Source organism: Microcoleus sp. Pol17C6 (assembly GCF_036701145.1).
Lineage (GTDB): Bacteria > Cyanobacteriota > Cyanobacteriia > Cyanobacteriales > Microcoleaceae > Microcoleus.
In genome coordinates, this window is the sequence record NZ_JAUBQH010000041.1 from 41983 (window position 1) to 56726 (window position 14744).

At 44.8% G+C, this 14744-nt stretch carries 12 protein-coding genes; 6 read left to right on the forward strand and 6 right to left on the reverse strand.

Annotation, left to right across the window (positions count from 1 at the left end; all coding sequences use genetic code 11):
- Window positions 1-128 precede the first annotated feature (128 nt).
- Window positions 129-815 (reverse strand): ComF family protein, encoded by a 687-nt coding sequence (locus QUA25_RS19730; RefSeq protein WP_333040715.1) that lies wholly within the window; start codon window positions 813-815, stop codon window positions 129-131.
- 72 nt (window positions 816-887) lie between these two features.
- Between QUA25_RS19730 and QUA25_RS19735 the strand changes: the two genes are divergently transcribed.
- Window positions 888-3374: a putative PEP-binding protein gene (locus QUA25_RS19735; RefSeq protein WP_333040717.1), complete on the forward strand. Its 2487-nt coding sequence runs from the start codon at window positions 888-890 to the stop codon at window positions 3372-3374.
- A 426-nt stretch (window positions 3375-3800) separates the two neighbouring features.
- The gene (locus QUA25_RS19740; protein WP_333040718.1) at window positions 3801-4247 is read left to right on the forward strand and encodes a hypothetical protein; all 447 of its coding nucleotides are present in this window, start codon (window positions 3801-3803) and stop codon (window positions 4245-4247) included.
- 269 nt (window positions 4248-4516) lie between these two features.
- On the opposite strand, the gene QUA25_RS19745 is transcribed toward QUA25_RS19740, so the two are convergent.
- The 3 genes from QUA25_RS19745 to QUA25_RS19755 all read right to left on the reverse strand — a co-directional run bounded on the left by QUA25_RS19745 (window position 4517) and on the right by QUA25_RS19755 (window position 8658).
- Entirely contained in the window at window positions 4517-4804 is a 288-nt protein-coding gene (locus QUA25_RS19745; RefSeq protein WP_333040719.1) for an RNA-binding protein, read from the reverse strand.
- 637 nt (window positions 4805-5441) lie between these two features.
- Window positions 5442-7007 carry a methyl-accepting chemotaxis protein gene (locus QUA25_RS19750; protein ID WP_333040720.1) on the reverse strand — a complete coding sequence of 522 codons (1566 nt, stop codon included), beginning with the start codon at window positions 7005-7007 and terminating at the stop codon, window positions 5442-5444.
- A gap of 1432 nt (window positions 7008-8439) precedes the next feature.
- Complete coding sequence (locus QUA25_RS19755; RefSeq protein WP_333040721.1) at window positions 8440-8658, reverse strand: hypothetical protein; 219 nt, start codon at window positions 8656-8658, stop codon at window positions 8440-8442.
- A gap of 161 nt (window positions 8659-8819) precedes the next feature.
- Between QUA25_RS19755 and egtC the strand changes: the two genes are divergently transcribed.
- From egtC to egtD, 3 genes are all read left to right on the forward strand, one after another.
- Complete coding sequence (gene egtC / locus QUA25_RS19760; protein ID WP_333040722.1) at window positions 8820-9608, forward strand: ergothioneine biosynthesis protein EgtC; 789 nt, start codon at window positions 8820-8822, stop codon at window positions 9606-9608.
- Window positions 9580-10875, forward strand: a complete 1296-nt coding sequence (locus QUA25_RS19765) for an ergothioneine biosynthesis protein EgtB (RefSeq protein ID WP_333040723.1) — start codon at window positions 9580-9582, stop codon at window positions 10873-10875. The genes egtC and QUA25_RS19765 overlap by 29 nt, the downstream gene beginning before the upstream one ends.
- Window positions 10876-11254: 379 nt before the next feature.
- Window positions 11255-12310: an L-histidine N(alpha)-methyltransferase gene (egtD, locus tag QUA25_RS19770; RefSeq protein ID WP_333040724.1), complete on the forward strand. Its 1056-nt coding sequence runs from the start codon at window positions 11255-11257 to the stop codon at window positions 12308-12310.
- A gap of 288 nt (window positions 12311-12598) precedes the next feature.
- Here egtD and QUA25_RS19775 read toward each other — a convergent pair whose 3' ends face one another.
- Both QUA25_RS19775 and QUA25_RS19780 read right to left on the reverse strand, forming a co-directional pair.
- Window positions 12599-13210, reverse strand: coding sequence for a hypothetical protein (locus QUA25_RS19775; RefSeq protein ID WP_333040725.1), 612 nt, complete (start codon window positions 13208-13210; stop codon window positions 12599-12601).
- 408 nt (window positions 13211-13618) lie between these two features.
- Window positions 13619-13930, reverse strand: a complete 312-nt coding sequence (locus QUA25_RS19780; protein ID WP_333040726.1) for an RNA-binding protein — start codon at window positions 13928-13930, stop codon at window positions 13619-13621.
- Between the two features lie 109 nt (window positions 13931-14039).
- On the opposite strand from QUA25_RS19780, the gene QUA25_RS19785 reads away from it, so the two are divergent.
- Window positions 14040-14192, forward strand: a complete 153-nt coding sequence (locus QUA25_RS19785; RefSeq protein WP_333040727.1) for a hypothetical protein — start codon at window positions 14040-14042, stop codon at window positions 14190-14192.
- Window positions 14193-14744: the final 552 nt, after the last annotated feature.

Below are 14744 nucleotides of genomic sequence, written 5' to 3' on the forward strand. Positions count from 1 at the left end.
CTCTTCTTTCTCTTCCTTCGCGGACTTCGCGTCTTCGCGGTTCGTTTTCCCAAAAAAATCTTATTAGCAAATCCTGAGAAATAACATTTCCTCACTACAAACCTGTTTAAAATTAAAGACAAAATAGCCTACCGATCGCTCTTATTCGGAGTTGCAATTGCCACAGTTCCGTAAACAGAAATTCCCGACTGTTCCAATATTTTAATTGCCGACTTAACCGTAGTACCGCTAGTGTAAATATCATCAACTAACAGCACTCGATCGCGCGGGAGGCGACGACGAAAATCTTTCCCCAAACTTAAAGCATTTTTCATTTCTGCTTGGCGCTGCTGTGGCGTCAGAGCGAATAAAGCCTGAGTATTTTTCACCCGCTCCAAACCGTGTCGCTGCAAAGGCAAACCAGTCAGCTCGCAAAAACTTTCAGCCAACAGTTCCGCTTGGTTAAAACCGCGCTCCTTGACCTTTTCTTTGTGCATGGGAATCGGTACAACTGTTAGATTGTCTATAGCTAATTCCGGAAAACTCAGCCAAGCTTCTGCCAGCCAGCCGCCTAGAGGTTTGGCTAATTGCGGATTGCCGTCATATTTCAAAGCTGCGATCGCGCGTTTGAGAGCCCCGCCATACTCACCCCACACAAAAACACGCTGCTCAGAATTCCAAAATCGACCGGAATCGCTTAACTGACATCGCTGAAGTTGCTTGTGACAGTACAAACAAAACTCTCCGGCGGCCGGTCGCTGACAAAGAGGACAGTTAGACTTAAGAAATAGATTGAGAAAAGATTTGACCAATCCCGTCCATTGTCGCTTGTTCATCCTAAAATTGTCGTAAGTGATTAATGGGAAAAACTTTCAACTTCAATCAGTTTCCACCGACAGGCTCGCAGCGTGAAAAACCTCTACTGGTTAGACAAAATTCAACCTTCAGACAGAGATGCAGTGGGAGAAAAAGCATTTTACTTGAGCTGTTTGCTCCAGAAAAATCATCCCGTTGTACCGGGTTTTGTCGTGCCAGCTACCACATTCTGGCAGTTTTTAGAGTCGATCGAGTGCCTAGAACCGCTGTTTGCTGACTGGCCACACTCTTCCCTGCACTTGAATGTCGATGAACCCAGACAACTGCAATCGATCGCCCGCAGCATCCGCCACCAAATCCTCGCCGGCAAACTGCCAGATTCACTGCTCTCCACCCTAGAGTCTGCTGTTAGTCAACTCAACTCACAGTCAAACTTAAACTCCACAGCCTTAATTTTTCGCCCTTCCCTGACTTCCTGGAACCCGAAAACAGTCGGCATTCTGGAATCTCAGGCAGTACGGGCAGAAGCCGAAGCCATTGGGGACGGACTCAAACGAGCTTGGGCAGAAATGTTCAGAGCCCGAAGTCTATTTTACTGGCAGCGGTGCGGCCTGCGGGTACAGCAAATCAATCCCGCAGTTTTGGTGCAGCCACTTCAAGAAGCGATCGCCGCAGGCGAGGTGAAAACAAAGGCGGGTGCACAGTGGGAAATCCAAGCCACCAGCGGTTTGGGATTGTCCCTCGCGAGGGGAGAAACCATCCCCGATTACTATCAAGTGCAGCCGGAAACAAGCGCGGTTAAATTCCAGCGGATCGGTTACAAAACATTAGCCTACAATCTCAAAATCGGCGATGGTGAACCGAAAAAAAAACTGCTGCTGGGCAAGTTTGCTGCTTTCCCAATTTCAGATTCTCCATTTATAATTCCTGATTTTGCTGATTGTTGCGTGCAAGTTTTAGCGCTGGGAGAGGAAGCACAAACAGAATATGTTTTAGAGGAATCGCAACTGCAAGAAATCATTGAATTGAGTAAAAAAGCGATCGCAGAATTTGACTCCGATTTAATTTTAGAGTGGACGCTAAGCCAGACAGCAAACAGCAGCGAACAGCAGTTTTATTTCACTCAAGTTCGTCTTGTGAAAGCGGAAAAAGTCGCGGCGATAAAGGAAAATTCGATCGCCCTCCCGCAGCCAAACTCGATCGCCCCAGCCCGAACTCCTGTCATACTCAGAGGTGTGGCAGCAGCATCAGGAAAAGCCGAAGCAATTGCCCAAGTTATGACTAATTCCCACCCAGAAAACGCGGAATTCTTAGCCGGAGGCATTTTAGTAGCCCGGACAATCGAGCCGAATTGGCTGCCTTGGCTGAAGGTTGCTGCTGGGGTGGTGGCGGAACAAGGAGGTATGACAGGCCACGGCGCCATTTTAGCGAGAGAATTGGGGATTCCCGCCGTTGTGGGAGTGGCCGGAGCCACTCGGGCGATCGCCTCGGGCGATTCGGTTTTGGTAGACGGCGATAGCGGAGAAGTTTTTGCCCTCGCCCAACACGATGCGATCGAGACAGGAGACAGCGGCCGACTTCGGGACACAGCAAAAAATCAAGCAATATACAGTACAGCAGCCAAAATGTCAATAGCCAAGCACCAATCTTCTACCTCCGATCGATCGTCCAATTGGGCGCCTAAATCTCGACAATCTGAGTCTACTCAATATGTTTGGGGCCCACCAACGGCGACTCAACTGCTAGTTAATGTCAGCCAAACAAGTTCGATCGACCGCCTCAAAAATCTGCCAATAGACGGCATTGGATTGCTGCGATCGGAATTAATGGCATTAGAAGCTTTGGACTGTCAAAACCCCAAAGTTTGGCTACAAGACGGCCGCCAATCGGAATTTGTCGATCGCATGGCGGATTGCCTCAGCTTATTTGCTGCTGCCGTTTCGCCGCGGCCAATATTTTATCGTTCTCTCGATTTGCGCGAGTCAGGCGCCCACGGCAGTTTCAGTTATACCTTTGAACCGGAATTATTTGATTGGGAACTCGGCGTACTTCAAAAAGTCTGCGAGTCAGGCCATACAAATGTTAATTTAATTTTGCCTTTCGTGCGCTCAGTTGACGAGTTTATCTACTGCCGCCAGCGCTTAGAAACAGTTTGGAAAAACCGCTCAGACGACTTTCAACTGTGGATTATGGCGGAAGTTCCTTCGGTGTTATTTTTATTGCCCGATTATGTAAAAGCAGGAGTTCAAGGAATTTCCATCGGCACCAACGATTTAACCCAATTGCTGTTAGGCATTCACCGCCACTCCGACCAGGTAGCAGGTGCTTTCAACGGGCGCGATCGAGCAGTGATGAGGGCGATCGAACAATTAATCAAACAGGCCCGGGCCGCCGGCATTCCTTGCTCAATCTGCGGCGACGCTCCCGCATTGTATCCCGATACAGTTGAATCCTTCGTGCGGTGGGGAATTTCGTCTATTTCGGTCAATGTCGATGCTGCAGAACAAACTTCCAGGGCGATCGTCCGCGCCGAACAGCGCCTCCTGCTAGAAGCCGCTCGATCGATAATTAACAATTAACCACTTCCCGACTCCCTTGACCCCAGAAATCCGGTTTCTACTCTAAATCATAGCTTTGGCAAGCAGCCACCCGCTCAGAAATCGGATTTCTAGACAACCCGTGCGTCCAGGAATATTAACAACTACAGAAACCCGGTTTCTAATTATATAGCAACCGCCCAGATAGTGAGGACGTTTTTAATTGGTGAAGTTCTTGCTTTTATTGCTTTTACTGCTTCTTCCTTCTTCCTTCTATCCTTTACATCCGTTACCTCCGTTACATCCGTTAAATAATCCGTTGCCGAACTTCCTTCTTCCTTCTATCCTTTACATCCTTTACATCCGTTACATCCGTTAAATAATCCGTTGCCGAACTTCCTTCCACTAACATCCGATTTTAAAGCTAGGATAGAAATATCACCAACTCTTGACCCGGAGGTACAAACCGTGAAATCAAAAATTATTGCAACCGCAGCAATACTTGCCGCCCTGGCCTTTCTGCATCCTCACCCAGCATTATCTCAACCTGCAGCTGACGGTGGCAAAAAACCCGGATTCTGGCAACCTCAAGCGCAGGTTGACAATACTCGCAACATAACCCTCAGACTGTTAAATGAAACAGGATTAAACCTAGAATACGGTCAATCAGGTGCCAACTTGTCATCCTTGCCCGTCGGAACCAGCAAAAACATCATTGTTCGTATTAGCAATCGCACCGGCGATATTGCCAATATTCCCATTAATGCCACAGGAGGAAGCACAACTTTGAAATACGACTATAACGTTGACTCGCAGACAAACATTGTGACGGTTCGCATCACCAGATCAGACCCCCGCACTAGGCAAGACCGGTCAGTTTATATTGATGAAAAAGGGCGAGTTTACTCTTTCTAAGACTAACGCTCATCAACCCGGTTTCTCCTGATAAATTTTGCTTTTAGCAGCAAGGTATCGCGGAAGAAATCGGGTTTCTAGATTAGCGTGCATAAATTCTGTCTTTCTCAAAAAATTATGGATCAAGTGCAGCCCACAAAGAATCGATGTTTTTGTGCAGCGGATTTGACATTGCATCCCCAAAATCAACTGCTGCTAGCAATTCGGCGCTAGTGGCGCACTGGTGCATCAGGTGGGTTTCGAGAGGATGTCAACCGCCGCATCGCCGACTAATATCCGTCGTTTCTCTTGAAACCTGCGCCTCGATTTGCCTCTTCTTTCGGTTTAGCTTTGTTCACTCGCAAGGGGCGCCCCATCCACTCTGCACCGTCTAATTCGGCAATTGCAGCGTCTTCTTGGGCATCCTCCATCATCTCAACAAATGCAAAACCGCGCATCCGACCGGTTTCCCTGTCGGTAGGCAAGACAACTCGCTTGACTGTGCCGTATTCTGCAAATACTGCTTTCAGGTCTTCTTCGGTGGCGCGGTAAGACAGATTTCCAATGTAGATAGTCATGTCGATCGAACTGAACTTGTTGTGCTATACATAATAACCTTTTAATTTAACTGTCAAGTGCTATCTGGCATACAACTGGGCGATCGACTATGACTAAAAGGGTTTGCCGCACTGACCAACCCTTGGTACTGGCTGCAATAGTTAGCTTAATCAAAACTCATATTCTCACTCGCCCTGCGGATGAGTGAGAATATGAGTTTTGGGGCGGCGAGGACTCCTACCCCTGAACAATATTTGATTTTAATCAGATCACTGATGGGTGGGCGACGAATCACCAAGCATCTTCCGAAACAAAGCGACTAACAAAGTCTAATATATTAGGTTGCTTTGGAGCGCGAGCGTTGATATACCGGTTCTCAACTTTCGTGAGGTAGTTGGCAGTTAATTACCAATTCCCCACTTCTTCCATTCTTTAATCTACAATTTAAATCTGTACCTCATTCACTTGAGAATGGCTATACACATCTAGACAGCCCTTTGAGGAAACCTACTTCACCTCTCCCCAGCCCTTTCCTAAACAGGGAGATGTCACCTTCAATCCTTGGGCAAAATTTGGAATTGCAAATTGGAAATGAGGAATGGGACTAATTTTCTCTCCATCTCTTTAATCCCCGGTTTAGGATATTACTTTTCTCACTTAAACTAAGGATGTGAGATTTAAAGCAGCTTTGTTAAGTGTTTGAGTGCCAATTCGACTTTGGGTAATACCGCTGGCTGTTTCCGTTGCTCCTTTATTCAGAACATTCATCGCATCTACCACTTGCTCAATAGCGATCGCCTGCTGTTTGGTATTCAGATAAATTTGCTGACTGCTCACAACTACACTGTTAATAGCATTGGCAACATTGTTAAAATTATCCGCCGTACCTTCAGTCAATTTTAGGCTATTATCTAAAGTTTTTTTGCCCTCATCTGTTACCATCACTGTTTTATTAATGGAATTCTTAATACTGTTTATCAAATCATTAATCTGATCCGACGATTTTTTGCTTTGATCTGCGAGTCGGCGAATTTCCGTCGCCACCACCCCAAACCCCTTTCCTTGTTCTCCGCTGCGTACTGCTTCCACTGTAGCGTTAATTGCCAGCATATTAGTTTGATTAGCCAAATCGCTGACTAAATTGGTAATATTAGCAATCTGATTGGTTTGCTGGCTCAAATGTAAAACTTGATCGGCGATCGCTCCGACTTTTTCAGTCAAACTCAACATTCCCTGCTGGGTTTTATGCACTACTTTACTGCCTTCTGCTGCCATATTTAAGACATTACTGGCATTTTCAAGGGCTGATTCGGCTTGCATAGCTGATTGCCTCGATGATGCGCCCAATTCATCCATTGTGGTAGTTGTTTGATTAACAGAAGCAGCTTGTTGTACAGCAATACTTTCTTGTTGCTCAATTGTAGCAGCGATCTCGGTAGAAGAACTGACAATCATATTAATAATACCTTTCAGCGCTTTATCTAAAGGTTTGGCGATCGCTATGCTTAAAGCTATTCCTAAACCAATCGCTGTTAGCGGTCCAACTGTCATCCCCAAAAATACAGCTACTTGAGTATTCCTACTATCATTTTGGGCGGTGTCATAAGCTTTATCTGCTTGCTTTCTATTGGAGTCAACTACTGCTAAAGTGGCTTTTTCTGAAATTATAAATTTAAGGCGAATTACCTTAGATTGCTGACTAAGTTTATTCAAGAGGTTACTAGCTGTCTTGGCTCTTGCCATTTCGGGCGACTTACTTTTACCCTGATTAATTAGGGTTAGCTGCAAACCCAAAGGATTCAAAATTCCCAGTTTCTCAAATTCTTGATTGATTCGCAGCAGTTCTTGATCTTCCTGCTGCCACTCCTGCCAATACTTAAGCATTTGTTGATAGAGTGCATCTTCCTCTGAGATACGTGGAATGACTTCGTATGCTTTAAACCCATCTTTAATCTGCTGCCAAGCCTTGTCCATTCTATTTAATGCCTCTTGCCTTTCTGCTTGACTGAGCGCCGGATTAATTAGCGCTCTCTCGGATGACTCAATTTGGGTTTGTCCCTCGTTAATTTTCAATAATGCTTCAATACTCGGTAAGTTATTTTTACCGAGAGTTTCTATGTGTTGACTGAGATTAGATGTTGAGTTCCATCCTACCCAGGCAACGCAAAATACTAACACTCCCATCATCAGAAATGCACTGATAAGTCTGGTTTGTAAATTCATTTTTCTCAACATACTATTTCGGTTTCCTTCTCCTACAGTTATCCTCGCTGCACTCATGAACAGATATTGTATATTATAGCTTTTCTCAGGTAGTTCAAGTACCTATTAAAATTTGACATTTGAGATTTTACCTTTTAAAATTAGCAATTAATTTATGAGTAAATCCTGAGCCTGAAAGTCGCTATCGATTTTGGGTGACGAGGCAGTTACGGTAGCTTTTTGGTTGTCATCACCCTGAATTCATTTTTATAAACCCCTTTATTCTACAGGTTAAAACCTGGCGTTACACAAACCAGGCCGGCCCACGCCAACTATAAAAAGTGGTAGGATTTTAATTAATTTCGGAGTGCACAGATATAGGCTTTGTCACACAGATGAGGTATCATATTGCTGAGGTATTCATAACGGTAAAATATACAATATAAGATAAATGAACTATAATTCGCTCAAGAGTCACAGCCTCACCAGAAGTGGAGGGGAACCCACATCCATTGACATCACTTTTGTTCACCAAGCATCGAAAACATCATACATTATTAGCACTGAAAGCTTATTATCTTGATTTTAGACCAGAAATGATGGAGGTTGATTATTCCCGAAGCAATCTCATAAAAATCCATAGCTGACTGTTTTTTGGGAGTTTTCACTTTTGTCAAAAAAAATCCCTGAAACAGGCTCCTGAAACCACAACTATTGATCGGCGAGCTAATTTAGGCGACTCTGCAAAATTAAGGCAGAAGAACTGATGATTTTAGCGCCGATTGAAAATAAAAATAATTTAGCTATTGAATAACTTCTTTCTTAACTATATCCATACAGTTAACTTGCGAGTAAAAAAAGAACAAATTTGTAAAAAAATGTCCCAAAAACTATATATAACGGTCAACAAACTTATAATACAAGTTAATTTAAGAAGGAAAATGATACAATTATATTTGAGGCTTTTATGCTCCCGTACCTAAAATATGGATAAATGCTGTGTTAGTGATGGAGAATGTCCCTAAAAATCGGCAAAATAAGTAAAGAAAGTAATCAAGAAAAAGGGCGAAAGTAATATACTTGTCGCCCCCTTCGCCCGATTTATCATAAGCGTGAGAATTTATGGTCAAAACTTAAAAATATTTTCAGTGTGATCGACACAACAAATTATCAATAATTAGGAAAGGCGATAGAGTTTGCATTCCGTAAACTTTCTAAGCAAGATATTTGGAACTGGTTGACAGACTGCTGTTATTGTACTTCATCTATCTGAGAAAGGCTATACGGGAATCGAAAGTGTCTGTGCAGACTTTCTAGCGGGCACTGAGAAATTCAGTCTCGCCAAGTGTGGAAATCCCGTGAGGGAAAAACGCGAAAAGCCAAACTGTGAAGTTTGGAAGCCCACGCCATAACTGTAATCAGTTTGGCGTTGGGAGGATGTTACTGCTTTTCCTTAGTCGATCGAGATTGACTGAGGCCCCGTGCTTTTACCGTTGGTGGGTTCGGCTGGGGGAGTAGTGTAGGAAGTTGAACCAGCTTGCTCGTCGATCCAGCTTTTAACGGGATCTTCGTGAAGGTTGAGTCGAAGCAGGCCAGATAAAAATCCGCCCGCGAAGGCGATCGGCTGTTCGATCAATTCTTTCGCCATTGGGATGAGTTCGTCGATGAACATTCAAGAGTCTCCTTGTGTTGCAGGGGTTCTACCTTAACTGTATCGTTTGTACTGCGATGCTGGCAGCGGGCTACAAAAAACCTTCCAGCGCTGAAGATGGGCGATCGGGCAATTTTTCGGCTATTGACTTACAATGCTAATCACATTGCTGCAAAAATTTTATGTGCCGTTTGCTTGGCTACCTCGGGGAGCCGATTTTACTCGATGCTATTCTGTACAAGCCGGAACATTCCCTAATTGTGCAGAGTTACGATCCCCGCGAAATGACTTCGGGTCTACTCAATGCTGACGGTTTTGGTATTGGTTGGTATCACCCGCACTTAGATACTGACCCGTTTACTTATAAAAATGTACAGCCAATTTGGAGCGACGTTAACCTTCCGAGTATCAGTCGATACGTTGAATCTGGATGCGCGATCGGATATGTTCGCAGTGCAACTTCAGGACAAGCTGTAGATTTGAGCAACTGTCAGCCGTTTCAGAACGATCGCCTGCTGTTCGTACACAACGGCTTCGTGAAGAATTTTCGGCAAACTCTTTACAGACCAATTCGCGATCGGCTCACCGATACCATTTATCAATCAATTAACGGTACTACAGATTCAGAGCATATCTTCGGCTTGTTTGTCAATGAATTGACAGCAGCCAATCTAACTCTAGAAGCTGCTTTGCGAAACTCGCTGAAAACTTTGGCAGAGCTAGCAAACTTTCACCAAGTAGAATTTTCAGCTAATATAATTATCAGCGACGGACACCAGCTCGTTGCCTCTCGCTTTGCTTCCCAAAAAACCCCTCCTTCCCTCTATTGGCTGCGAGACGATTTAAATTTCCCAAATTCTGTAATCATTGCTTCTGAACCTTTATTTGCTGGCAATTGGCACTCGTGTCCAGTCCAGAGCATTATCAGTACCGGAGTAGATCGTGATATCCAAATCTATCCAATCTTGTAGAGAGGCAATTTATCGCGATTTGCAGCAGTGTCGCCGCGGCACTTTCAAGCTATTTACAGACATCGACTACGATACTTTTTGCCGCCAAGCTCATCCTGATTTCAGTCCTGTTGGCTGGCACTTAGGTCATATTGCTTATACTGAAGATTTGTGGCTGTTGCAGCGATGTGCTGGCTTGGAACCTGTCTTGCCTCAGTATCACCAACTGTTTGCTGCTGATATTTTGCCGAAAAAACAACGGGTTTTTCTGCCGACGTTACCTGAAGTTGAATTATATCTGGACGCGGTGAGAAAAAAGGTGTTAGATTATTTGGAAGTAGCGCCGATCGACAAGCAAGAACGTCTCTGGCGGTTTATTATTCAGCACGAAAGCCAGCACTGCGAAACTGTTGCTTTCGTGTTGCAAATGCACAGGAAGAAGGAAGAAGGAAGTTCGGCAACGGATTTAACGGATTTTCGGGACGTAACGGATAGAAGGAATAAGAAAGGGGAAAGATTAATTGCCGATTACCAATTACCAATTACCGATTCCCCGGCGATTGAAATTCCGGGCGGAGAATTTTACATGGGAAGCGATGCTGCGGAGGCTTTGGATAACGAGCGATCGCGCCACCTGTGTTATTTAGAAGAATACTCGATCGATCGCTATCCCGTCACTTGCCGTCAATACCGAGATTTCATGGAATCCGGCGGGTATCAAAACCCTGATTGGTGGTCAGCGGACGGCTGGAAATGGCTGCAAGGCGAAGCCGTCTTTCAACCGCTTTACTGGTCAGAAAATCCAGCTTTCAACAACCATCCAGTCTGCGGCGTGAGTTGGTACGAAGCCGAAGCTTACTGCAACTTTGTTGGCAAGCGTTTGCCATCGGAAGCAGAATGGGAAAAAGCTGCGAGTTGGGATGCCAAAAATCAAACATATCGCATCTATCCTTGGGGAGAAGAACCGCCAAATGGCAGCCTGTGCAATCACGGCAATAATATTGCCAATACCTCGCCAGTTGATGCCTTTCCCAAAGGAGCAAGCGCGATCGGCTGCTATGATATGTTAGGGAATGTTTGGGAGTGGACTGCTTCAACCTTTGACGCCTATCCGGGATTTGAAAGTTACCCTTACAGGGGATATTCTCAAGTTTATTTTGATGGAGAACACCGGGTTTTGAAAGGGGGTAGTTGGGCGACTTTTCCGCAGGCACTGCGCTCGACATTTCGGAATTGGTATTATCCGGGCGTGCGGCAAATTATTGCTGGTTTTCGCTGCGCTAAGTAGTTTGCTAGGTAATTATAACTACTATCAAATTTGTTCGTATTAAGGAATTTAGTCATCCGACTTTTCCGATGAACAAATTCCTTAATAATTGCATTACAAAGCTTATTTGACGAACATCAGATAAATGACTGGAGAGGAAATTGGGAAAAAATTTGTTTGCGAAATGCCCAACTTTTTTCCATGTAACAAGCTCAAAGAAAACAAGTTTGGTTAAGTATTCAATAATTTTTGTGGATAAATTTTAAGTTTTAATTGTGGATGCGATCGCCATCCGGTGAGAAAATACAGAACCGAGATCGGTATGAAAAATCTGACTTGAGCGCGATATTTGGCAACGCGACTGCGTGCTATACCGATATGTGCATCTAAAAATTACTTTATGAAATCCCCAAGACTGTCCGACACGACAAACTCAGCCTCAACGAAAGAAAACCGACTGCACTTAGAGCGACTGGTGAGCGCTGCGGCACTGACACCCGCAGAAATCAATGCTGGCAGCGATGTAGTTAGCGGGTTGACTCAAACCCCCAAATCCCTGCCTCCCAAGTATTTCTACGACGATCGCGGCTCAAACCTGTTCGAGTTGATTTGCCAGTTGCCGGAATACTACTTGACGCGCACTGAGACGGCAATTTTGCAGGGGTGCGCGGGGGCGATCGCCAATTTAACTGGCCCCTGCGAAATCGTCGAACTCGGCAGCGGTAGTTCCACCAAAACTCGGATTCTCCTTGATGCTTACAGTCAACTGGAATATCCCCTGCACTATTTGCCGATCGACATCAGTCCTACTATCCTAGAAAGCAGCGCTTGTCAACTGTTGGCAGATTATCCGTCGCTCCAGATTCACGGACTTGTCAGCACATACGAATTAGCCTTAGCTAAAATTGCACCGTCACCGTTGCCAACCCGAATGATTTGCTTTCTCGGCAGTACCCTCGGCAATCTCAACGCTCAAGAATGCGATTTGTTCTTCTCGCAAGTTGTCGGTGCATTGCAGCCGGGAGAGTATTTTTTGCTGGGAATTGATTTGGACAAATCGAAGGATATTTTAGAGCCTGCCTACGATGACAGTCAAGGAGTAACGGCAGCATTTAACTTAAATATGCTGCGGCATTTAAATCGAAAATATGAGGGAAATTTTGATTTAGCGCAGTTCGAGCATTGGGCTTTTTACAATCAAGAGGAATGTCAAATTGAAATGCACTTAAAAAGTAAAAAAGTACAAACAGTGCAGTTGCGTTCTCTCAATTTAACAATTGAATTTGCAGCGGGAGAAACTATCCGCAGCGAAATATCGCGCAAGTTTAATCTCAATACTGTAAAAAAAGAACTTTCGCAGCGTGGTTTAAGGCCAGTGCAGGTTTGGACAGATCCAAATCAGTGGTTTGGCTTGATGCTTTGTCAGATGTCAGTTGTTAATTCCGCCTGGGAATGAATTCCCAGGCTAATAGCTAAAGTCCTCGCTATGAGGACTAAGGAGTTTAACAGGAATTACGCACTCTAGATGGTGTTGCAAGGCTTTGAGATTCTTCAGTTCCTTCGCAATGCTCAGGACTCAGAAGGACTTAGTTACGTTGTTAATGCGTAAGTCCTATCTCAGTCCTCATAGCGAGGACTTTAGCTTTGAGGCAGGGAATTCATTCCCTGCCGGATTGTGGGTTTAACGTTTAACAAGTCAAATCAGGAATAAAGTCCTGACTACAAACAAATTACTAATTACCAATTAACAAATCGGCCGCTGTCCGGGTTTTACGGCGTGAATGTACTCGCTGCCCGAGGTCGGCCATCCCCGCTTATAATAAGCTTCCTCCGGCTTCCCCCAGCCCAACTGCAACAAAATTTCTAGAAAATCCAACTTTTCCCACTTCGAGAGACTGGCCCATTCTGTGCGCTGGGCTATAGCCTCTACATCAACCGGCTCGATTGATCGAAAATCCTTCCCGCTGTTAATGCTTAAATACAAATCCATCCCGGCAGTTACCTGCTGCCAGAATTCCAACATAGAAATCTTAGCTGCCTTCAGCGTGATCAAATCAACCGGTAGAGCTATTAATTCGTCATCCACTGCCGGATAGCGTAGAGTATTGCCTTTAACCGCGATTTCCCGCCAGACAATCCCAGAAACTTGATGTTCCCGCTGGTATTCGTGCACGGCAGCCTTAAAATTTTGATAAGCAGTGAACTTCTGAACTCCCTCAGATTTGAGAAAGCGGTCAATCACGGGGTTGCCTGTAGCAGGAGTTTCAGTCAAATTGAGACGCCGCCCATGCAAGCAGGCTTGGCGCTCTTCTTCGAGGATTTTAATGAGTTCCGCCGTGCTGTAGACCTTGGACATCTTTATTGAGGCAAAATCAAGATATTGGCTGATATTCGGCTGGTTTTCTCGACTAATCTTCGGTAAAGATAGTTTGGCTGTTCTTGGCAATATTCAGTTTTGCCGTTATTCTAACTTTTCTTGCTGCTTAATTCTAGTTTGATAGTTTACAGGAGTCGAGCCGCGAAATCCCGACAGCCTCTTAAAAAAGCAGTTAAGAGGGTACTGAATTACGAACGAGACAGGGAACTGCACCGCCGACGTACCTCGCGGGATTTTTCGCCAAAAACAAAGCCCCCTCGAAGGAGGGGGCAAAACTGATTTAGAGGTTTGGGAGTTTTATGTGATGGGTCGATCGAACCACCAGAAAAAGAAGCAGCATTCGCACCTGCCGTCAACTACCACAACTCAAATTTTCAGTCTCAAAGTTTAGTAGCGTCCGCGTGAAGAGCGATCTTTGTCGCCCCAGCCGCCGCCACCCGATGAGCGTTTGTTGTCTTCGCGAGGTTTGGCTTTGTTGACTTTCAAGTCGCGGCCCATCCATTCAGCACCGTCTAGAGCTGCGATGGCTGCTGCTTCTTCTGCCTCGCTTGCCATTTCCACAAAAGCAAAACCCCGCATCCTGCCTGTTTCCCGGTCCACTGGCACTTGGACGCGGCTTACAGTACCGTACTCGGCAAATACTTCGTTGAGGTCGTCTGATGTTACCTCATATGAAAGATTACCCACGTAAATCGACATAAAATCTCCAGAATCATTAGGGTGCAGAGACTTAGATTCGGAGAGACGCTTGTAAATAAACACCAACAAACTACGCAACCGAATTTAATTCTTGGAAAACCACTATAACATGAAGCCACCAGAATCAGCAATTGGCTGTCATAATTTTCAATTTTCTGTGCCGTCGGGCAATCGCCAACAGAAAGTATTCGTGATAACTGACATCTTACACTCTTGGCATCCTCCACTTGGTTTCTTGCTGCGCGATCGACCTGATATCTGAGATTTTTCATCGCTGTTACCAGGTTGATTGGGTCTGATTGAGAACAGTGCCTGAGATTCAGTTATAACTGACATCAGGCACTGTTCTCCTTGGGCAAGCCTCCTGCCCGTTCCACCAGAGATAAATGTTTTTAGCCCAGGATTAATCTTCGGAGTCAATCTCCCATCTCCCATCTCCCGTCTCTTATCGCATCCGATTTAGCGCCAGAGAATGGCGGTTCCCAAATAATTATCAAAATAGTTATTAGCCATATCTACGCGCATTTTATACATATAGACATCAAATTTCACCCGATATAGAGGGACTTTGCCAGAATTGCCCTCTTGAATTGTGGCTATTCCTCCATAAGGAGGAAAATCACTTGTAATTTTTATTCAAAATAGATTCACTTTGAGATTATGAAAAATCTCATTGGCGACTCTCAATACATTGTAAAAATTTAAAAAATGATTGCACTTACCCGGTAAAAAAATTAGTAAGGATTCAGGTCTAAAAAAGGGGAATAAGCTCAGGCCGAGGAAAGTCACAAGAATGGGCAGAAATAGCCTCACG